General features: G+C 40.1%; 18 protein-coding genes. 5 read left to right on the forward strand and 13 right to left on the reverse strand.

Annotated elements, in window-relative coordinates; translation table 11 throughout:
* Positions 1 to 31: 31 nt before the first annotated feature.
* The 4 genes from AN391_RS03065 to AN391_RS03080 all read right to left on the reverse strand — a co-directional run bounded on the left by AN391_RS03065 (position 32) and on the right by AN391_RS03080 (position 3,973).
* Positions 32 to 1,222, reverse strand: coding sequence for an amino acid aminotransferase (locus tag AN391_RS03065; RefSeq protein ID WP_055014030.1), 1,191 nt, complete (start codon positions 1,220 to 1,222; stop codon positions 32 to 34).
* Between the two features lie 80 nt (positions 1,223 to 1,302).
* A complete protein-coding gene (locus AN391_RS03070) occupies positions 1,303 to 1,962 on the reverse strand; it encodes a GAF domain-containing protein (protein WP_055014031.1) in 660 nt (219 codons plus the stop codon).
* A gap of 56 nt (positions 1,963 to 2,018) precedes the next feature.
* Positions 2,019 to 3,668 carry a SpoIIE family protein phosphatase gene (locus tag AN391_RS03075; RefSeq protein ID WP_055014032.1) on the reverse strand — a complete coding sequence of 550 codons (1,650 nt, stop codon included), beginning with the start codon at positions 3,666 to 3,668 and terminating at the stop codon, positions 2,019 to 2,021.
* Entirely contained in the window at positions 3,668 to 3,973 is a 306-nt protein-coding gene (locus AN391_RS03080) for an STAS domain-containing protein (RefSeq protein ID WP_004587319.1), read from the reverse strand. The genes AN391_RS03075 and AN391_RS03080 overlap by 1 nt, the downstream gene beginning before the upstream one ends.
* Before the next feature lie 129 nt (positions 3,974 to 4,102).
* On the opposite strand from AN391_RS03080, the gene AN391_RS03085 reads away from it, so the two are divergent.
* Entirely contained in the window at positions 4,103 to 4,432 is a 330-nt protein-coding gene (locus tag AN391_RS03085; protein ID WP_055014033.1) for a translation initiation factor, read from the forward strand.
* A gap of 12 nt (positions 4,433 to 4,444) precedes the next feature.
* On the opposite strand, the gene AN391_RS03090 is transcribed toward AN391_RS03085, so the two are convergent.
* On the reverse strand, positions 4,445 to 7,459 hold the full coding sequence (locus tag AN391_RS03090; protein ID WP_200910086.1) for an EAL domain-containing protein: 3,015 nt from the start codon (positions 7,457 to 7,459) through the stop codon (positions 4,445 to 4,447).
* Between the two features lie 359 nt (positions 7,460 to 7,818).
* Here AN391_RS03090 and AN391_RS03095 point away from each other — a divergent pair, with 359 nt between their 5' ends.
* Positions 7,819 to 8,976: a chorismate mutase gene (locus AN391_RS03095; RefSeq protein WP_055014034.1), complete on the forward strand. Its 1,158-nt coding sequence runs from the start codon at positions 7,819 to 7,821 to the stop codon at positions 8,974 to 8,976.
* Between the two features lie 313 nt (positions 8,977 to 9,289).
* Here the strand turns inward: AN391_RS03095 and tyrA are convergent, their stop codons facing one another.
* The 6 genes from tyrA to ffh form a co-directional block, all read right to left on the reverse strand.
* Complete coding sequence (gene tyrA, locus AN391_RS03100; protein ID WP_055014129.1) at positions 9,290 to 10,423, reverse strand: bifunctional chorismate mutase/prephenate dehydrogenase; 1,134 nt, start codon at positions 10,421 to 10,423, stop codon at positions 9,290 to 9,292.
* A 412-nt stretch (positions 10,424 to 10,835) separates the two neighbouring features.
* On the reverse strand, positions 10,836 to 11,195 hold the full coding sequence (rplS, locus tag AN391_RS03105; protein ID WP_004587324.1) for a 50S ribosomal protein L19: 360 nt from the start codon (positions 11,193 to 11,195) through the stop codon (positions 10,836 to 10,838).
* 33 nt (positions 11,196 to 11,228) lie between these two features.
* Positions 11,229 to 11,996 (reverse strand): tRNA (guanosine(37)-N1)-methyltransferase TrmD, encoded by a 768-nt coding sequence (gene trmD, locus AN391_RS03110; protein WP_004587325.1) that lies wholly within the window; start codon positions 11,994 to 11,996, stop codon positions 11,229 to 11,231.
* On the reverse strand, positions 11,996 to 12,532 hold the full coding sequence (gene rimM, locus AN391_RS03115) for a ribosome maturation factor RimM (RefSeq protein ID WP_055014035.1): 537 nt from the start codon (positions 12,530 to 12,532) through the stop codon (positions 11,996 to 11,998). The genes trmD and rimM overlap by 1 nt, the downstream gene beginning before the upstream one ends.
* A gap of 17 nt (positions 12,533 to 12,549) precedes the next feature.
* Positions 12,550 to 12,798, reverse strand: coding sequence for a 30S ribosomal protein S16 (rpsP, locus tag AN391_RS03120; protein ID WP_055014036.1), 249 nt, complete (start codon positions 12,796 to 12,798; stop codon positions 12,550 to 12,552).
* A 251-nt stretch (positions 12,799 to 13,049) separates the two neighbouring features.
* A complete protein-coding gene (gene ffh / locus AN391_RS03125; protein ID WP_055014037.1) occupies positions 13,050 to 14,429 on the reverse strand; it encodes a signal recognition particle protein in 1,380 nt (459 codons plus the stop codon).
* 253 nt (positions 14,430 to 14,682) lie between these two features.
* On the opposite strand from ffh, the gene AN391_RS03130 reads away from it, so the two are divergent.
* Together AN391_RS03130 and AN391_RS03135 are read left to right on the forward strand one after the other, a co-directional pair.
* Positions 14,683 to 15,489 carry an inner membrane protein YpjD gene (locus AN391_RS03130; RefSeq protein WP_055014038.1) on the forward strand — a complete coding sequence of 269 codons (807 nt, stop codon included), beginning with the start codon at positions 14,683 to 14,685 and terminating at the stop codon, positions 15,487 to 15,489.
* A gap of 61 nt (positions 15,490 to 15,550) precedes the next feature.
* A complete protein-coding gene (locus AN391_RS03135; RefSeq protein WP_152967882.1) occupies positions 15,551 to 16,819 on the forward strand; it encodes an HlyC/CorC family transporter in 1,269 nt (422 codons plus the stop codon).
* A 59-nt stretch (positions 16,820 to 16,878) separates the two neighbouring features.
* Here AN391_RS03135 and AN391_RS03140 read toward each other — a convergent pair whose 3' ends face one another.
* Together AN391_RS03140 and gshA are read right to left on the reverse strand one after the other, a co-directional pair.
* Complete coding sequence (locus AN391_RS03140; protein ID WP_055014039.1) at positions 16,879 to 17,490, reverse strand: transglycosylase SLT domain-containing protein; 612 nt, start codon at positions 17,488 to 17,490, stop codon at positions 16,879 to 16,881.
* Between the two features lie 133 nt (positions 17,491 to 17,623).
* Positions 17,624 to 19,210: a glutamate--cysteine ligase gene (gshA, locus tag AN391_RS03145; protein WP_055014040.1), complete on the reverse strand. Its 1,587-nt coding sequence runs from the start codon at positions 19,208 to 19,210 to the stop codon at positions 17,624 to 17,626.
* A gap of 387 nt (positions 19,211 to 19,597) precedes the next feature.
* Between gshA and AN391_RS03150 the strand changes: the two genes are divergently transcribed.
* Positions 19,598 to 21,145, forward strand: a complete 1,548-nt coding sequence (locus AN391_RS03150) for a methyl-accepting chemotaxis protein (RefSeq protein ID WP_055014041.1) — start codon at positions 19,598 to 19,600, stop codon at positions 21,143 to 21,145.
* Positions 21,146 to 21,157: the final 12 nt, after the last annotated feature.

A 21,157-nucleotide genomic window follows, 5' to 3' on the forward strand; every position in this document is an offset into this window, starting at 1 on the left:
TAGTGCGGTTTTTTACTATTTAGCAGACGGTTTATTTACAAACGTCAGCGACAGCATTTGCAAAGTATTCAATGTTTGCATCGCTAATACCGGCTACGTTTACGCGGCTAGAACCAACAATGTATATACCATATTCTTTTTGTAGGCGCGCAATTTGCTCTTTATTAATGCCTAAGAAAGAAAACATACCATGCTGGCGTTCAATAAACGAAAAGTCTTGCTCTATTTCTTTTGCTGCTAAGCTTTCTTTGATTAAGCTACGTAAACCATTAATACGATTACGCATTTCATCAAGCTCACTGTGCCACATTTGTGTAAGTTCTGTGCTGCTTAAAATAGTGTTTACAATGTCGGCACCGTGCGCCGGTGGCATTGAATAAATACTACGTACAACGCTTAATAGCACAGAGTTTGAAATATCTGCGGTTGCAGCGTCTTTTGCAATAATAGAACACGCACCAATACGCTCACGGTATAAACCAAAGTTTTTAGAACAAGACGAACAAATAATTAGCTCTTCTACCGCATCAGCTAAAATGCGAAGCCCACGTGCATCTTCTTCAAGTGATGAGCCAAAACCTTGATAAGCAATATCAATAAGTGGTGTAAAGCCGACTTCTTTTGCAAGCTGAGCAACGGTGTTCCATTGTGTCTCGTTTAAGTCCATACCACTTGGGTTATGACAACATGCATGAAGTAGCACAATGTCCCCTTTTGGTACTTGCTTGAGGGTGTTTATCATGTCGTCAAACAATAAGTCTTTGTTTTCGTAATCGTAGTATGGGTACTCTTTAACGTTTAAGCCTGCTGCTTCAAACAAGCTAATGTGGTTAGCCCATGTTGGTGTAGTTACCCATACTGTTGCGTCTTTATTGCAACGTTTAATAAACTCAGCCGCAACGCGAAGTGCACCTGTACCACCTGGTGCTTGTGCAGTACGTACGCGGTTAGCTAAAAGTGCTTGGTGCTCACCTAGTAATAGGTTTTCCATTTTTTGACAGTAGTCTAAGTTACCCGCTAAACCAATGTAAGATTTGCTTGTTTCGTTTTCTAAACGAAATGCTTCAGCTTTTTTAACCGCTTTTAATACCGGTGTGTTGCCTTGCTCATCTTTATAGACACCTACACCTAAATCAATTTTGTTAGGGTTTGTATCTTGTTTATAGGCTGCCATAAGGCCAAGAATAGGATCTGTTGGTAATGGTTTTAATTCTGAGAACATTAGCTATCTCTTATCATTAATTAGGGGTTGGCTGTTGTAGTAAGCTTAACATAAAAGCTTACCTTCTTGGCTAGTGATATTTACACTAGAAAGTGAGGAATTTTAATGCAGCACGCAATTAATACAGCCAGTGTACGGCTATCAAAAAAGTCGTTACTAAATGCCTCCGCATCAACAATACCGACGCACTCATGTTGATCATTAAACAAAGGTAAACAGGTTTCAGCTTTTACTTTAGGGTCGCACGTATAGTACTCGCCTCCTTGTGCTAAATAGCTCTCAACGTTGTTAATTACACGCCCACGCTTAGATAACGCAACTTGTACATTATTACTGCCTGCTGCAAAAGCATCAGTGAGAGGAAACAGTGGGCGGCTTGGCGCGCCTTGATACGCCAGTTTTAATAATTGCGGGCCTTGAGCTGTGTCAATTGCCTGATAAATACCATACCAATCGACCTGTGTTTGCTGGGCTATGTAATTAACTATATTTTGCAGATTTGCTAGTTTTTGCTCGTTTTGTGAAGTCGCGCTCACGTGTTCGGTGAGCTTAAATGGCTCATCTTGTAAATAACCAAACAAACTACATGCGCCGCCTTCACCAAGTTCAGGAATTTGATACTCCCAACGCACAGACGGCAACGCGCTCTGAGCAATATACTGTTCTAGCTGCTCTAGCTCTTTGGCAATTAATTGTGGGTCTATGTTTAATTGCGCAATATCAAGGTAAGAAGAAATCATTTGGCCATCCATACATCTAAAATTTTTTAGATAATACCACGGAAATTTTTTCTGAGCTATAGCAACTTATAACACAGTTCGACTTGGTTACCACTTGCGTTATACGTCACTTTTTCAGCCACTTCTTCGAGTAACGATAAGCCGCGACCAAACTCTGCGTTGAGTTCGGTACGTTTTGAAGAGTCACTTGAAAATCCCCTACCCGAGTCACAAATAATAAAGTACAAGCACAAGGTATCTGGGCAATAACGCATATCAATAATGATCATCGCCTCTTTCATTTTGCTCAGTGCTTGCTCTCTTAATTCATAGTATTTAAAAAAGCCATCGTCTTGTTTTTTTATGTCTGAATCTAGGCCTAATACACCGTGATCAAGTGCGTTGTTGTATGCCTCAGAAAGTAATAAAAATATATTTGAGCGATGCGACCTAAGCCCCTCAACACTGCTTAATACATTAACAACATCATACACAGGGTCTGTGCATTTAATTTGCTGCGCGTTTAAGCTAAGTGAAAAGTTAAACGCTAAATTAGAATACGCTTCTTTGGCCTCAGGCTCTGGGGTTAGTGGCAAACAATTAAGCAGTACTAAGCTTAAGTCGTCTAATTGCTCGCTACCATTGGCAAAAGTATTTACATTATCTATAACGCGCTGGCTGCTGATCATCGGCTTGCTTTTTAGTGCAGCTAAAAAGCGCTGCTCACCATAAAAAATATCAGCATCGTTGTTAGTTTCTATTATGCCGTCAGTTGAAAGCACTAAGCGGGTGTTTTTATCAACTTCTAAATTAATTAGCTCGTATTCAAATTCATCACTGTCTAAAATCCCCAGCGCCATGTGTTGCGATTCAAGCGTTTGCTTTACTTCACCATCAGTATTTATTAAGTAGGCATCGGGCAAGCCGCCCAACCAAGCTGAAATACTTTTGCCTGACGCACTGAGCTCAATAATGGTCGCCGCACAAAACATATGCTCCGGTAGTAAACTGTGCAGCAATATATTAATTTCAGAGGCAATATCATTAACCGCCATGCCTTTTTGCACCATAGTATAAAACACTCGAGATGCTGGCAGCGCGCCAATAGCAGCAGCTAAACCATGGCCGGTAAAATCCCCCAACATGCAATATAAATTGCCAATTGGACTTTGCGCGACTAAAAACATGTCACCGTTAAACATAGAAGCAGGAGACAGGCTAAAGTCTAAATGATCGTTAAATTTATCTTGGTTTTCGAGCGAATTATTAAAAATGTGCTCAATAATTTCGTGCTCGCGCTCTATTTGATTGCGATGATACTCAAGTAAAGTGTTCTGTTGGTGGGCTTTTTTACTTAATTCACGGGTACGGCTATGCGCCTTTATTTTTGCGTTTAAAATTACTTTTTCAAACGGCTTTTGAATAAAGTCATCCCCGCCTACCTCTAAACAACGCTCAAAGCTGTTTTGATCCTCAAGCGAAGTAATAAAAATTATAGGTAGGTAAACGTCGTTATAGCGCTGCTTTATTCGCTTTGCGGCTTCAAAGCCATCCATTACCGGCATAAGCACATCGAGTAAAACAATATCAATGGCTTCTTTTTCTAGCACTTCTAGCGCTTCGAGACCGTTAAACGCTATTGATATTTTATAGTTTTCCTCAAGCAGCATTTTTTCCAGTAGGATGCGATTAAGTGCTTGATCGTCAACAATAAGTACGTGGGTCATTAGTTAATATCAAACTTTTTGTCAAAACGTGATATTTGCAGTATTTTTTTAAGCTGAGGCTGACAGTTACTAATCTCTATAGTTTGTACTTGGCTTTCAATGGTTTTTTTCATGTTAAGCAACATACCTAGTGCAGAACTATCCATGTAGTCGGTCTCTCTTAAATCGATAATCACTTTATTTGTTTTAGGCTCAATTTGCGCATAAGCTTGGCGAAATGATTGCACTAAATTAAAGTCAAATTTGCCTTTAATTTGTATCGTTAAAGTACTTTCATCAACCGATAAACTCTTTGTTAAACTCATTCTAAACTCCAATTATATTTCCTTTGATCTAAATATAACCTGTTAAAAGTATTTAGCAAAAATAAAAACACTCGCCAGTAAATTTGTTATTATTTAGTACATCAATAAAAACGTTTATTTAGGTAAATTATGAGTGATGACCGCTTAGTATATTCCACCGACATGGGCCGAATTAGCCAACCAAAGGTTGAGCAAGAACCCACTGCAAAACTATTTAAAGATGGCTTTATCCGCATAGAGCGCCAAACGAAGGGCCGTAAAGGAAAAGGTGTCATGTTGGTGGTAGGTATAGACCCAAAAGCACACGATCTAAAAAAGCTAGCTAAAACAATAAAAAGCAAAATGGGCCAAGGTGGCGCCGTAAAAGAAGGCATTATTGAAGTTCAAGGCGATGATCGCGAAAAATTAAAAGGGATTTTAGAAACCCTTAAATTTAAAGTAAAAATTGCGGGTGGTTAAACCCGCAACCTTTTATTTGCTACTAACACTATTAGGTTCATCATTTAATTTTTTGTACAACGCTGAGAGCTCTTTCTCAGCAACCGGTTTGCTGTAATAAAATCCCTGCACAATATAACAATTATTATTTTGCAAAAACTCTATTTGCTCTTTGGTTTCGACCCCTTCTGCAACTACGTCTAATTTAAGTTTTTGCGCCATGGCTATAATAGCGGCGGTTATTTCCATATCATTAGGGTCGGTTGGAATATCTTTTACAAACGAGCGGTCAATTTTTAATATGTCGACCGGGAATCGTTTTAAGTAACTTAGTGACGAATAACCTGTACCAAAATCATCAATAGAAATTGAAATACCTAACGCTTTAAGTTCGTGTAACTGCGTTATGGCCGCTTCAACATTACCCATTAACATACTTTCGGTCAGCTCTAAGTGAAGTCGTTTAGGGCTTACACCTGTTTGCTTAATAATATTGCTTAACATAGGGACTAAATTAGCGTCTTTAAACTGCCGTGCCGATAAATTAATCGATACGTTGTTATCACGACCCTCTTTAGCTAAACGCACGGCAAACTCGCAAGATTGTTGTAATACCCACTCACCAAGCTCAACAATAAGCCCTGTTGCCTCAGCAATAGGAATGAACTTAGTCGGTGAAATAAGTCCTTCTATTGGGTGGAACCAACGCAGTAGCGCTTCATAACCAACTACATGTTGAGTTAATGAATTAATTTGCGGCTGATAATAAACCTCAAACTGTTTTTCTTTAATTGCATGGCGTAATTCATTTTCAATGAACAGCCTTTCATTGGCAGCTGCGTTAAGCTCTTGACTATAAAAATGGTAAGTATTACGCCCTTTTGCTTTTGCCTCGTACATTGCTAAATCAGCATGCTTTAAAAGCTGATCCTCTTCTAGGCTATCGTATGGGGCCATTGTAATACCAATACTGGCGCTGACTATCACTTCGTTATTGCCAAGCTTTATAGGCACGTTAAGTGTTTTTTGAATGGTGTTTGCCACATCGCTAGCATGCTCTTGGCTTTCAATACCGCTGAGTAAAACAGCAAATTCGTCGCCACCCAAACGGGCAATAGTATCTTCAGCGCGTAACCGTGCTTTAAGACGATTAGCCACTTCAATTAACAGCTGATCCCCCGCATCATGCCCTAACGTATCGTTAATGCGCTTAAATTCATCTAAATCAAAGTAAAAAAGGGCAAATGCATAATGGCCGCGCTCAGCCAAAGCCATTGATTTACGCAACTGCATTCTAAAAAAGGTTCGGTTTGCTAAGCCCGTTAACGTGTCAAAGTACGCAAGCTGCTCCATTTTTCGCTGGCTTTCTTTAACAAACGAAATATCTTGCGCGGAGGCTACGTAACTGGTGATCTCACCGCCGTCTTCGCGAATAGGAGAAACACTTAAAGACACCCAAATAGGCTGCTTATCATTACCTTGAATCAAGGTATCCCCCCGCCAGTAATTTCTACTGCGAAGGTCGATATTGATGTCTTCGACTAAAATAGCCATCTCTGATGCAATAATATTCAAAAGTGGGGCGCGATTAAAATGGCTTTCGGGGTAGCCTGTCATTTCAAGCATTTTGGGATTTACATATTCAATCACAAAATCTTCATCCGTTATCACAACCCCAGTCCCTGAGAAAGCAACAGCCTTTGAGAGTTTGTTAGCGGCTTTTTCAGCGATTTCTTTTTCTGTAATTCGCTGATTTAACCCATCTATAAGCTTACGAATTTCTACGGTCATATCTCTGAACGAGCCGTTCAGTGTACCTATCTCATCTTTATTCTCAGGCGGGAACTCAGTTAATAATTGCCCTTTACCAAACCCAGTAACCGCATGCACTAATGTGTGTATTCTGCGAAGCACTAGCTGATACAGCGCTTGATGTAACAATAAGGCAACCAGTACCGCATAAAGCACAAACAAGCCAAAAAATTTCAGTTTTAAATCTTGCAGAGCTGAGAGCGTTGATGAGCGTTTTTTGTAAACCCCAATATACCAGTCTAACTTGTCAATTTTACGAATATTAATAATGTGTGCTTCATCGTTTTGTACAAACGAATTAGCATACTCTGGTAATTTCATGGTAATTGCTTCATTTATAATGGCTTGCAATTGCGGATTAACAAATTCGTTTGTGGTTATGGTTTTATCTTTACTGCCATAGCTTGCTTGTAGCGCAGGATTAAGACTCGGATGTGCAAGTAGCTGACCTTTTTTATCAAATACCAGTAAATGCTTTTCTTTATCTCCAACGGGTAAAAAAGAAATCAACGTATTTAAATCAATATCGCTGCCCGTCACACCTAAGAATTCATTGTCTACATACAAAGGAACGAGCAAACTAATGACCCATTTATGCCACACTTTATCGTAATAAACCTTAGACCAAACGGGCCCTCTGCTCGGGTTTAAATCACTTTGAACATACTTAAATGTGGCACCATTAGAACCCCTTAGTTCAGGCGGAGCGTTTAACGCCCAATTTGGAGGCGAAACACGGATGAAATCATCTTTGGTGATCATATAAAAATTAAAAAAGTCGTGAATTAGGGTTGGTGAAATAATTTTCCATAACGACTCTGAGTTATTGAATAAGCGCTTGTAAAAAGGAGAGTAATGCTGCTGAGGAAGAAATGCAGCTGAGAGGCCATCACTTGATGCACTGCGAATAGTGCCGTCACTATTAAATTGTAATTGGGTTTTGTTAGATAAATTAATTGCTGAGCTTTCGCTAAATAGCTGCTCTGAGACAACATTATTGGCTTGCTTGGCAACAGCCGACTTTGTTTTAATTAATGCGTCAAATTGCCTGATGAGTAATTCAGTAGAGCTTTTAAGTACTTCATGCTCTTCAAAAACTAATTGTTTCTCTTCAGATTTAAGCATCAGCGCGGCAGCGCACACACCGGCAATTAAACAAATTGCAGATATAAGCAATGACAGCTTTACACTCAAAGAATTTAGTCCAAAACGCGATGGAGGGCGTCTATACACCACAGGCCAACCTTATTATTTTAGTTGTTGTTATTTTTAGCTAATACCTGAAATATACCAGATCCCTATTCATATTTATAAACTATTTGTGAATTTTATCTAAAAGTTAGCCTGGAGCTGATAATTCTTCATCATGTTTATTTAAACGGGCTTGCTGGTTGACTTTGCCAGTAACACCTCATACATTAACAGGATGAAAATTATCTTATCTTGCACGTTTTTTTCTTTTTTTAGCTTCTTTTTATAAAAGAGGCTGACCTGTTTGTGAGATAAAATCAATCGAATAGCAAAGCCTCCCACTAGGGAGGCTTTTTTGTTTTAGTTGCGCAGATGCAACTTATTTTTGGAATGAGGAAACCAAAATGACCAACGACGTTTTAAACGCGCTCAGACACGACATTAATGAAATAGATTCAGATTTATTAGTGTTATTAGCCAAACGCCGCCGCATAAGCCACGGTGTAGTAGAGTATAAAATTGCTAATAATAAACCCATTCGTGATGAAGCGCGTGAACTAGCCCTATTAGAAAAGTTAATAGGTTATGGTAAATCGCTTGGTCTTGACGCGTATTATGTAAATAACGTTTTTCAGACTATTTTAGAAGACTCTGTTTTACATCAGCAAGCAATGCTGCAAAAAAACCTTAACCCAGATGCGCTAAGTGAAACACATCGTGTTACTTATTTAGGTGGGCAAGGTACTTACAGTCAACTAGCATGTCATAAGTACTTTAGCCGCCGCCCTGGCAAGTTGGTTGAAATTGGCTGTAGCTCATTTGACGAAATAACAGGCAAAGTAGAAAATGGCCAAGCAGATTTTGGATTACTGCCAATAGAAAACACCAGTTCGGGCAGTATTAACGAAGTGTTTGATTTATTACAACACGCTCAAGTATCAATTGTTGGTGAAGTGACCCACAGTGTAGAGCACTGCCTACTTGCAACCCCAGATACTGAATTAAGCCAATTAACCAAAATTTATGCTCACCCTCAGCCATTTGCTCAGTGCAGTCGCTTTTTACAAGGGCTGGGGGACTTACAACATGAAACCTGTGATTCCACCTCAAGTGCCTTGCAGTCAGCATTAAACACGCCAAATAGTGCGGCTATTGGCTCAGCGCAGGCGGGTAAAAATGTGGGCCTTGAAGTGATAAAGTCAAACCTAGCTAATCAAAGCGAAAACCACAGCCGCTTTATAGTCGTTGCACGCAAGCCACTGCAGGTGTCTAAACAAATACCCACTAAAACCAGCCTCATTATGGCCACTAAACAGCAAGCAGGTTCATTGGCTGATGCGCTAATGGTGTTTAAACAACATCAAATAAACTTAGTTAAACTCGAGTCTCGTCCTGTACCGGGTAACCCGTGGGAAGAAGTGTTTTATGTGGACTTAGAGGCAAACCTTGCCGATAACCAAGTAAAACATGCCTTAGAAGAGCTTAAAGAACATACTCAATATGTACGTGTATTAGGTTGTTACCAAAGTGAATCTTTACAAGCAGTAAGTGTAAATACCTAACCTAATACGTTAATACCAAAAGGGCCTAAATAGGCCCTTTTTTAATCGCTCATTTAAAATATTTTAAACGTATAGCCTAAGTAACTACACATTTTTAACCCTTTTATACCAATCCGCATAATTAAGTGATCTATTTTGAGGATGGATAAACGTGTTGATAGCAAGGCAAAAAATTCGCTATTTAGGTGTGCCCGGCAATTGCTCCTGCATTGCTCTACCTTCTGCATCCATGCAGTCGTAAATGAGAATTTTTTAACGTAGATAGCGACACGTTTAGCCCCTGAAAATGATTAAGTATTAATGCGAATTGGTATTAATCTAATACCTTGGCGTCATTTGCTTTATTTAGCAGACTACGGCTTTGTGTTAAAAAGTGCGCAGTAGAGTCTGAAAAATACGCTTTAGCATCAGCAAATGCATCGATGAGTGCCCCTTTATCTCCCGCTTTTAACTTTTCAAGAGTTTGTGCAAAGGTCTCTTGATACTGCGCTAATAAACTCTCAACATTATCAAACTGGGCCAACATTATATCTGAGTATAGCTCAGGAGATTGCGCAAATAAGCGCCCTACCATCATCAGCTCTAACTGGTAAATAGGAGATGAGCAACTTCTTAGCTCCTCAAGCGTATGGCTTTGCTTTGCTAAAAATTGCCCATAAACAAACGTCGTTAAGTGGCGCATTACTTGTATTATTTGCATTGCTTCATCATGCTTTTTAGCATCTAGCTCAACTAGTTGGCAACCCCATACTTGCAACTGCTGTAGTAAGCCTTTTGCCGCATCATGCGCGCGGCCTTCACACACAACAACGGTTTGTTTAACCCAGTGAGAAATATCAGGGCCAAACATAGGGTGTAAGCCAACAACGGGCCCAGAGTGTGCTGCCTTTAGTGCCTTAATGGGTGATTGCTTAACAGAGGTAATATCAACAAGCAAACAATCATCATCAAGTTTAGGTAGCTTAGCCACCACGGTCTCAAGTGCGTTAATAGGCACACTGATCATCACTAACTTTGCGCCAGCTATAATGGCTTTAGCCTCGCTTTGCTGATCTTTATCTAAAATTTTAACTTCATAACCTGAACGAATAAACTGCTGAGCAAATAACTGGCCCATAGCCCCTTGCCCACCGACAATCACAATAGGTGATAAATTAGGAGCTGCGCAAGCAAGTTTAGCTTGTTGGTTTTGATAGGCTTCGCGCATCATGCGCCTTAATATGTCTTCAACTAGTTCAGGGCTGACTCCTTGCTTAATCGCTTCATCACGACGAGCAGCTAACAAAGCAGCTTCTCTTTCAGGGGCATGCAGGGGAGCACCATTTTGCTGCTTAATAGCCCCAATTTTTTGGGTAATTGCATTTCGCTTTGCAAGTAAAGCAACTAATTGCGCATCGCATTCATCTATGCCATCTCGTAATTGTGATAAATCACTTAATTCAGCCACGTTTCTCATTCCACCTATAAACAACTCATTTCGTAAATTAAAGTTTACATTTAAGTAAACTAATCAATACGTTAAATACTAACAGGATCAAGTATGAGTGAAAAGGCTAATATAGTAATGCGGGTGAAATTTCCCCATACCAATTCGTTTAATTAAGTGATTAATTTTGAGGCTGGAAAAACGTGTTCATAACTAGATAAAAAATCGCTATTTAGTTGTTCTAAGTCAGAATTTTTTAACGTAGGAAGCGATACGTTGAGCCCCACAAAATGATTAAGTATCGATGCGAATTTGTATTAATACAGAGGGATGCTTTTGTGAAGAAATAGTATGTTATTTAATACTTGAAACCAAAACGGGTTGCAATCCTAAGATTGCAACCCGTTTTCTTTGCGTTGATAAACAGCGCGTATTAGTTAAGTTTTTCTCTAATACGTGCAGATTTACCAGAACGCTCACGTAGGTAGTAAAGCTTAGCACGACGAACCGCACCGCGACGCTTAACTGTTACGCTATCAATAAGAGGGCTGTGCGTTTGGAATACACGCTCAACACCTTCACCGCTCGAAATTTTACGAACTGTGAATGCTGAGTGAAGACCACGATTACGCTTAGCGATTACAACACCTTCAAAGGCCTGTAGACGCTCTTTGTTACCTTCTTTTACACGTACCTGTACAACTACTGTATCACCAGCGCCGAATGCTGGTACGTCTGTTTTAAGCTGCTCTTCTTCAAGCGCTTTAATAATATTTTGGTTTACTTTTGCCATTATGTTTCTCACTTTCCTAGGTGTAACTGTCTTCTAGCCACAAGCTTTTTGGTACTCTTGCTGAAATTGTGCGAGTAATACCGCTTGCTCCTCAGTCAGAGCTAGGTTATGCAACAAGTCAGGACGTCGTAGCCAAGTTCTACCTAATGACTGCTTAAGCCGCCACTTTGCTATCTCTTGGTGGTTTCCACTGAGTAATACAGCGGGCACCTGTTTGTCGTCCAATGTTTCTGGCCGTGTATAGTGAGGGCAATCTAACAAGCCATCCGAAAATGAGTCTTGCTCTGCTGATTGGTTATGCCCTAGCACACCAGGCACTAATCGCGCTACTGCGTCAATTAATGTCATGGCAGGTAGTTCACCACCACTCAAAATAAAATCACCAATTGACCATTCTTCGTCAACGTATGACTCTATTATTCTCTCGTCTATACCTTCATAGCGACCGGCAATTAAAATCAGCTTTTCAGAGTTTGCGAGCTCGCTTGCCCCTTGCTGATCCAATTTGCGCCCTTGTGGGGACATATAAATTACTTTTGCGCCATCACCTGCCGCTTTTTTAGCGTCAAGAATGGCTTGTTTTAGTGGTTCAACCATCATTAACATACCTGGGCCGCCCCCGTAAGGACGATCATCTACGGTTCTGTGCTTATCTAAAGCATAGTCACGAGGATTCCAGCAGTTAAAGTCAATTAAGCCATTTTTCACTGCGCGACCGGTTACACCTTGGTGTGTAATTGCATCAAACATGTCAGGGAAAAGGCTTATCACCCCTACCCACAATGAACTAGTTTGAGTCATTAAAACCCAGGGTCCCAGTCTACGGTAATTTCTCTCGCTTCGTGTTTAATGTCTTTAATCACTGAATCAGTTAAAAAAGGAATCAAACGCTCAGCTTGACCAAATGCATCTTTCTTGTTTGCTTTCACAACCAAGACGTCATTTGATCCTGTCTCCATCAGGTCATCAACAATGCCCAAGTTATAACCTTTATCAGTTACAACCGTCATTCCGATGAGATCTCGCCAATAAAACTCACCTTGCGGGAGTTCTGGTAATTGCGCTGAATCAACAGATATTTCTGCATGGGTATAAGCCATTGCTTCGTCTCTGTCGTTTACTTGCGCAATCTTAGCGATAAAGCCTTTGTTGTGGCGACGCCAGTCGACCACTTCTAAGGTCTGCCATTTACCTTGTTGCCCTATCAACCACGGGCTGAAATCGAAGATCCCTTGGGGATCATCAGTAAATGAATGTACCTTAAGCCAGCCCTTTATACCATATGGGGCACCGAGCTTTCCTACGACAATAATTGATGAGGTGTTCTCTTGACTCATGGTTACACTTACGCCTATTAAGCCGCTTTACGAGCGTCTTTAACTAACTTAGCTACACGATCAGAAAGACCTGCGCCCTGACCTACCCAGTGATCAACACGAGGTAAATCTAAACGAAGTTTTTCTTCTTGACCTGAAGCAATTGGGTTAAAGAAACCAACTTTCTCGATGAAGCGACCGTCACGCGAGAAACGGCTATCCGCAACCACAATTTGATAGAAAGGGCGTTTTTTAGCGCCACCACGTTGCAAACGAATAGTTACCATACCGTCCTCTAAATAGATTGACTGTTTTCATTAATAAGATTTACTCCCCAGTATGGGGAGCTGGGGAATTGTACGAGTTTTTAGCAACAATGCAAGTAAGAAGTGAAGCAAAAAGCCACTTTAGTAGGTTAAACTATGATCTGAGCTACAATTAATAGATTAGCATGCACTACGCGCATAATTTATTCAACAAAAAAGGGCCTATTGGCCCTTTTGTTATACATTATATAGCGAGTATTAATAGCGCTTCATTAAAATTTAGGGCCACCGCCACCCATCATTCCAGGTGGTAACATGCCTTTCATGCCGCGCATCATTTTTTGCATGCCGCCTTTACCTTTCATTTTTTTCATCATTTTTTGCATTTGCGTAAACTGCTTTAGCAGTTTATTTATCTCTTGTACCTGTGTACCAGAGCCTGCGGCTATACGCTTTTTACGAGAGCCTTTAATAATCTCAGGGCGGGCACGCTCTTGTTTGGTCATAGAGCTGATGATGGCTTCCATTTGAATGAAGGTTTTGTCACCCATTTGGCCTTTTACAGCATCGGGTAAGTTTTGCATACCAGGCAGCTTATCTAGCATCGACATCATGCCACCCATATTTTTCATTTGCTTTAATTGCTCTGCAAAATCATCAAGGGTAAAGCCATTGCCTTTAAATACTTTTTCAGCGACCTTAGCCGCTTTTTCTTTATCGACTTTCATTTCGACTTCTTCGATTAATGAAAGTACATCACCCATGCCTAAAATACGCGATGCGATACGATCTGGATGGAACGGCTCTAATGCATCTGTACGCTCGCCCACACCCATAAATTTAATGGGCTTGCCGGTAATATGACGAATAGATAAAGCAGCACCACCACGTGCATCACCATCTGTTTTAGTTAAAATAACACCGGTTAGAGGGAGCGCTTCGTCGAATGCTTTAGCGGTATTCGCCGCATCTTGACCCGTCATTGCATCCACCACAAATAATGTTTCTATTGGGTTGATTGCTTTATGAAGGTCTTTAATTTCGCCCATCATTTCGTTATCTACGTGCAAACGGCCGGCGGTATCAACTAAAACAACGTCTATAAATTTCTTTTTAGCATGTGAAATAGCTGCGCTGGCTATATCGACTGGTTTTTGCGAAATATCACTTGGGAAAAAATCTACATCAACTTCGCTGGCAAGTGTTTCAAGCTGCTTAATAGCCGCTGGGCGGTAAACATCAGCACTCACAACTAGTACTGACTTTTTCTTACGCTCTTTTAAAAATTTAGCAAGTTTACCGACACTGGTTGTTTTACCCGCACCTTGAAGACCCGCCATCATAACAACAGCTGGCGGCTGCGCATTTAGGCTAAGCTCTTCGTTAGCCTCACCCATCGCTTTTTCAAGCTCTTCGCGTACTATTTTTATAAATACTTGGCCAGGGCTTAAGCTTTTAGTTACTTCAACACCTACGGCACGTTCTTTGACTTGCTTTACAAACTCGCGAACAACAGGCAACGCAACGTCAGCTTCTAAAAACGCCATACGTACTTCACGCAGCGTATCTTTTATGTTGTCTTCTGTTAAACGGCCGCGGCCACTAATATTTTTTAAGGTTTTACCTAATCGTTCTTGGAGGTTCTCAAACATGTAACGGTTCCGATAAGACGTTTATATTGACCCAATAAGCTCATGCTTATTCGCATTTTACTTATTAGATGGGCGCAATAGTATTAAATTTCAATTAAAAACAGTATACCGTAAATGAGGGCGCACAATACAGTATTGAAGCATAGCTTATTGAGTTTCTTTTTTTAGGTCTATGCAATTGCTTTGCTATAAAATACAATGTGTATATAACAACAAGAATTATTTGACTCTAATTATAAGTGGCCCAAGCATAATGCTAATTATTAGTTTAACTATTATTGCCAGTTTATTTTATGTGTTAGCAACGTCTCATGTGTTAACACGCCTGTTTCATCAACAAGGCCCTAGCCAAAAGGTAACGGTTATTTTAAGTACCGTTGCAATACTCGCGCACATGCTGTTGTTGGTTAATTCGGTGTTTCGCTCCGATGGGCAAGATTTGAGTATTGTGAATGTAGCGCTGCTAACCTGTTGGGTTATTGTGGTGTCGGTTACTGCGGTCTCGCTAAAGTTCCCTGCTACGTTGTTATTGCCGGTGGTTTATGGGTTTGCAGCCTTACTCACCATTGCGAGTTTGTTTATTCCGCATCACATTTTATTACAAAGCTTAAGTATTGAAATAGGGCTTATTGCACACATATCGCTGTCATTATTAGCGTACTGCGTTTTGATTATTGCCACTTTATATGGCGTGCAGTTTTACTTTATTGATAAACGTTTAAAGCGCAAAGATTTAGCAATTGTGCACAGCCATTTGCCGCCCTTAATGGTGGTGGAACGTCAGCTCTATCAACTATTAAATTTAGGCACGGTTATCCTTACCTTCGCACTGCTGACAGGATTTGTATTTTTAGATGGCATGTTCGCCAAAGAATTTATCCATAAAACAGTCTTATCACTTGTTGCATGGGTTATTTTTATCACTGTTGCGCTTGGTCACATTAAAAAAGGCTGGCGAGGTAAACCTGTGGTTATTACCATCATGGTCGCCGCATTTATCCTCACACTTGCTTATTTTGGCAGCCGTTTTGTACAAGAAGTAGTGTTAAATAAGTTTTAACTTGACTCTGTCAGCTCACTCTAGCTTAATACGCATTGGTTTATAAAAAAAGGATCCTTCTTTGGACAGCATATCTACGAGTGTTTTATTTGTAATACTCGGTATTTTAATTTTATGTTCTGCATACTTTTCTGGTTCTGAAACGGGCATAATGTCAATTAACAGAATTCGTCTGCGCCACCTTGCTAAAGAAAACCATCGCGCTGCCAAACGCGTCAACAAACTTCTGAGTCGCCCTGATAGACTCATTGGCTTGATCCTCATAGGTAATAACCTTGTAAATATTGCTGCAGCTCAAGTTGCCACTATTATAGGTATTCGTTTATACGGTGATTTAGGTATCGCTATTGCCACAGGTGTACTTACACTCGTTGTGCTTATTTTTGCCGAAGTGACCCCTAAAACCCTTGCTGCCCTCTACCCTGAAAGAGTCGCTTTTCCAAGCTCAGTGGTATTAAAAGGGTTACTTAAAATTCTATTCCCTTTTGTGGTTGTTGTTAACTGGATGACCAATGGAATGTTACGTTTATTTGGCATTAGCGCTGAACAAATTGACGAACATAGCATGAGCAAAGAAGAGCTAAAATCGGTGTTGAATGAATCGGGGGCATTGATTCCAGCTCGCCACCAAAGCATGCTGACGTCTATTTTAGACTTAGAACAAGTGACCGTTGAAGATATTATGATCCCGCGTAACGAAATAGTAGCGATTGATATTAACGACGATTGGAAGATCATCAGCCGTCAATTGACTCATGCGCAGCACACCCGTGTATTACTTTATCGCGATAATATCGATGACGCCGTCGGTTTTATTCATTCGCGCGATGCTCTTCGTCTTTTGACCAAAGAGCAGTTTGATAAACCGTCATTATTACGTGCGGTCCGTGAGATTTACTTTATCCCCGAGGGAACATCTCTAAATACCCAGCTATTAAAGTTCCAACAATCGAAAGAGCGCATTGGTATAGTGGTTGATGAATATGGCGACATACAAGGTCTCGTAACCCTTGAAGATATTCTTGAAGAAGTGGTTGGCGATTTCACGACCACACAAACACGTACGCCCAGTGAAGAGGTAACCACACAAAGTGATGGCTCTTACCTTGTTGATGGCGGGGCTAACGTGCGCGACCTTAACAAAGAAATGGGCTGGGAATTTCCTCTTGATGGCCCTAAAACACTCAGCGGTTTAATTGTAGAATACTTAGAAGACATTCCAGATGCTAATTTAAGCCTTAAAATAGCCGGCTACCCTGTGGAAGTGTTAGAGGTAAAAGAGAATATGATTAAACAGGTAAAAATTAAGCCTAATCAACGTAAGTTATAAGTTTAAATAGCGCGTTAAAAAAGGAGCCTTGGCTCCTTTTTTGCTTTTAAGGTAAGTAGTTAGCCAAAAAGCAGTCGCTCAAACCAACCTTTATCTAGCTCGTCTTCACACCGTTTAAGCTGCGCACCATAACGACTTGCCCGATGCTTAACTTTATTGGCAACACTCATCAGCCACTTTTTCTTTTTATAAGTACCGCGTTTATAACCGCCCCACCCTTCGTGATAATTTAAGTATTGGGCATAAGCATCCCATTTAGAGATTTTATTTACTTTATGTGTTTTATAAACAAACCACGCCATAAAGTCGATTGCATCATCAAAGTCATCCCTATCAGCACCGCTATTACCCGTTTCACGAATATAATCAGACCATGTTGGGGTTTTTGCTTGTGAGTACCCGTAAGCATCACTGGCACGCCCTGTAGGGATAATCCACAAAAAATATTCCATGGGAGGGGCAGCATCATGACGAAACGAGCTTTCTTGGTACATCATACTCATAAGGACATGTTTAGGCGAACCCCACTTTTCTTGTGCGTCTTTTGCATCAAAGTACCAGTCCGGCTTTTCTTCAAAAATTTTACAAAGATCATTAGGTTGCTTTGGTGGCGCAGTGGCACACCCTGCTAAAGAGAGGGCAAAAGATAAAATAATTGCATTTTTTTTCATTTTTATACGATCTCACTGAACTTTTTAAAAAAGTGTGGGTCTGAGTATATGAATGCAGCAGTATAGCATTGTTTCATCCCTGAAGAATATTTACGCAGCCCACTTGGGCTGCGTTTTTTTTGCTTAAAAAAGCTTAAACAACAGCTTTAGCATTAAAATATTCATCTAAAAAGTCAGTAAAGCTTAGCGTATCGGCGCGCTCTATTTCTTCACGCGCTTTATTTGAAGAAACAACTTGTTGCTCAAGCCATTGCTTAGAAAATACGTTGTAGTTAGATTCTGCATGACTTTGCTTATATTTATTAGCTAATTGAATAGCAAACACACCATTATCTATACCTGCACTTTCCAGTTCAGATACATAACGCCCTGAAAAAGTCAGCATTGGGTTATCAACCCAGGTAGCCATTTTTGTTATGGTTTCGCTGTAATAGGTCACCCCATACGCCTTATCCATATACTTAGCTACTTCACTTAATTGATCAAAAATCTCTTTCCCCCAACTTTGCAAGGTACGCTGTTGATTATTGTCATTAAGCATAACACCTAACTGACGTCCTTGATTAACCACTGTATCTAAGTTCTCTGTGCTGCGGGCTTGCTCTTTCCACAACATTTCTGGCGAATCTTTTAATAAACAGTACGTCAAAAAGACATCTAAAAAGTGTATTTGATCTATATCAATACCGGTTTCACTAAACGGATTTACATCAAGTGCTCTAATTTCAACATATTCAATGCCGGCTCTTAATAAAGCATCCGTTGGTTTTTCACCACTTTTAGCATTACGTTTGGGGCGAATTGGCGAGTAAAATTCGTTTTCGATTTGAAGAATGTTTTTGTTAAGTTGCTTAGGCGCGGCCGTGGTGTAATCATCAATATCACCGTATAAATCAGAAGGCGTATTGATTGCCTCTTTAAGCCCAGCAACGTACTCATCTAGCGAGTTATACATGACGCGTAATGAAGATTGTGCACTATTAGTATAGCCTAAATCTCCCAAGCGAAGTGCCGTGCCTACCTCTAAATAAAGTGTACCTTTACCTAGTTTTTTAAATGGTAAGTCAGTTTTTCGCCCTTGTAAAAAAGAGTTACATAAGGCTGGTGAGGCACCAAACAAGTAGCTAATTAACCAAAGCTCACGCTTAAAATTACGGATAAGCGCCAGATAACCATCCGAAATAAATGCATCTAGGCTTTGCTCACTTTGCTTTAGGGTATGTAAAGACTGCCAAAAAGACTCTGGGAAAGAAATATTAAAATGCACACCTGCAATTGCTTGCATCATACTGCCGTAACGGTTTTTTAAGCCTTCACGGTATAACGTTTTCATGCGTGCGGTATTTGAGCTACCAAATTGAGCCAGTACAATATCATCTTGATCTTCAATAAAGCATGGCATACTGATAGGCCATAAAAGCTCATCGCCCATGTGTTCAAGTGTAAATTTTTGAAGGTCTTTTAATTGTGCTAAAGTTTCTGTCGCAGATTCACTAACAGGGGTAATAAACTCAAGTAATGACTCTGAAAAGTCAGTAGTAATGTGCCCGTTTGTTAATGCACTACCTACACCTTTAGGATGCCCTAAAGTGGAAATGGCACCATTACCTTTAATGCGTAGCGACTCTCGCTCAATGCCACGTTTGATCCCTTTAATTGCCTGCTGATGCGGTGTGGTAGATAACGCGTTAAGCGCGCTAGATAAATCATGTATAGTCAAAAAATGCTTCCTCGGCCACGTGGCTTAATCTTACGGTTATGGGGGCTAATTGCCCATACTCAAGACTAAATTGTTAAGAACAATATAATTTTTCAAAATTGTTAACTATTTACCCTATTGAGCATGCGCTCGATACAATTAGCATCAACCAGCTAGCTAATCTTGCCACTGCTAACACTATTATACAATCGCTTTACTAAAGCCTAAAGACCGTTAATTACTAGATTAGACTTCACAAGCCTTAATATTTTAAGCGCAAAATTTGATATAGATCATAAAAAGTCGCAATTTTAGTAACATTATTATTCAGTGCGTTGCCTTTACTTCACCTCATTAAGTTTACCCAATACAATAACAAGTTAATTAAAAAGGATGATTAAAACTAACATGCGTCATAATCAAAGCTTAATAAATGAAGAAGTCCACTTTAGTGATTCTCAACAATTAGTCTCTACTACCGACTTACGGGGAGTTATTACCTATTCAAATAAAGCATTTTGCGATGTAGCAGGCTTTAGTGAGCAGGAACTCACTGGTAAAAATCATAATATTGTACGCCACCCTGATATGCCCAAAGCAGCATTTAAAGAAATGTGGAGTACGTTAAAAAGTGGCCATTCATGGCGAGGGATAGTCAAAAATCGTTGTAAGGATGGCCGGTATTACTGGGTTGATGCTTTTGTAACACCTATTTTTGAAGGTAGTCAATTAGTTGGATATCAATCTGTACGTACAAAGCCAGATAAAAAACATGTTTTAACAGCCCATAAACTATACGAGAAATTAAATAACGGTAAAGCCACTTTTAATTTTAAAGAGCACACAAGCTTGCGCCAGATGCTTACATTGGCTGTTGTATTTAGTTGGGTAATTATGAGTGGGTTTGCTTTTTCGATTTTGGCAGCAGTTATCAACGTATTAATTTGCGTGTTTATTTTAGCCTTAAATTATCAAGAGCTTGTGGCAACCCCTGCTAAATTAAACGCCTATAAACAGCATTCTGACTCTATCTCGCGCTATGTTTTTTGCGATAACTCGCCGCTAAGTGTGAGTGACTATAAAGAGCAAATGTTACTTGCTAAGCTCAGAACCGTATTGGGGCGCGTAAAAGATGCCACCTATGCCTTTAATAACATTGCTGAAAACCTCGATGATAAATCGACGCTCACCGAAAAGGGGATTGAGGCACAAAGTACACAACTTGAACAAATCGCTACCGCTATAGCGCAAATGACCGCTACGATTGGTGATATTTCAACTAGTACAACAAATACAGCCGATAAAGTTAACTCTACTCAACATAGTTGCGCAGATATAAAACAACATATTGTTGATAACAAAAAAATGGTCTCTGAGCTGGCTACTCATGTAGATCACGCCGCTAATACCGCAAATAACCTCGCGCAAGAAGCGGATAAAATAGGCCAAGTAATGAATGAGATTGAAGGCATTGCTGAGCAAACCAATTTATTAGCACTTAATGCAGCAATAGAAGCCGCAAGAGCTGCAGAGCATGGCCGTGGTTTCGCCGTGGTAGCCGATGAAGTACGTGCACTGTCGTCTCGTACGCAAAGTGCTACAGGGCAAATTCACAGCTCAATTAAGGATATACAAGATACGTTAGTTAATTGGTCTAAGGTAATGCAAAATACAAAACTTCAAGCAGAGGGCTGCGTTCAAACAACCGAGCAAACACACCAAGAACTCGATAGTATATTCAATCAAATTAGTGAAATAGCATTACTTACAAACAGTATATCAACGGCTGCAGGGCAGCAGCAGATGGTGAGCCATGATATTGCTAAAAATGTAGATAATATAAAAGAGGTGAGTAACGACAACTTAGCGCTGAGCTTTGACGTTGCTAAAGATGCCGCAGAATTAGTTGCCGGCTCACAAAAAGTAAACAACTTGCTTTATACATTTAAAGTATAAAGCAATAAGCCG

Source organism: Pseudoalteromonas sp. P1-13-1a (assembly GCF_001401875.1).
In the GTDB taxonomy this organism is placed as follows: domain Bacteria; phylum Pseudomonadota; class Gammaproteobacteria; order Enterobacterales; family Alteromonadaceae; genus Pseudoalteromonas.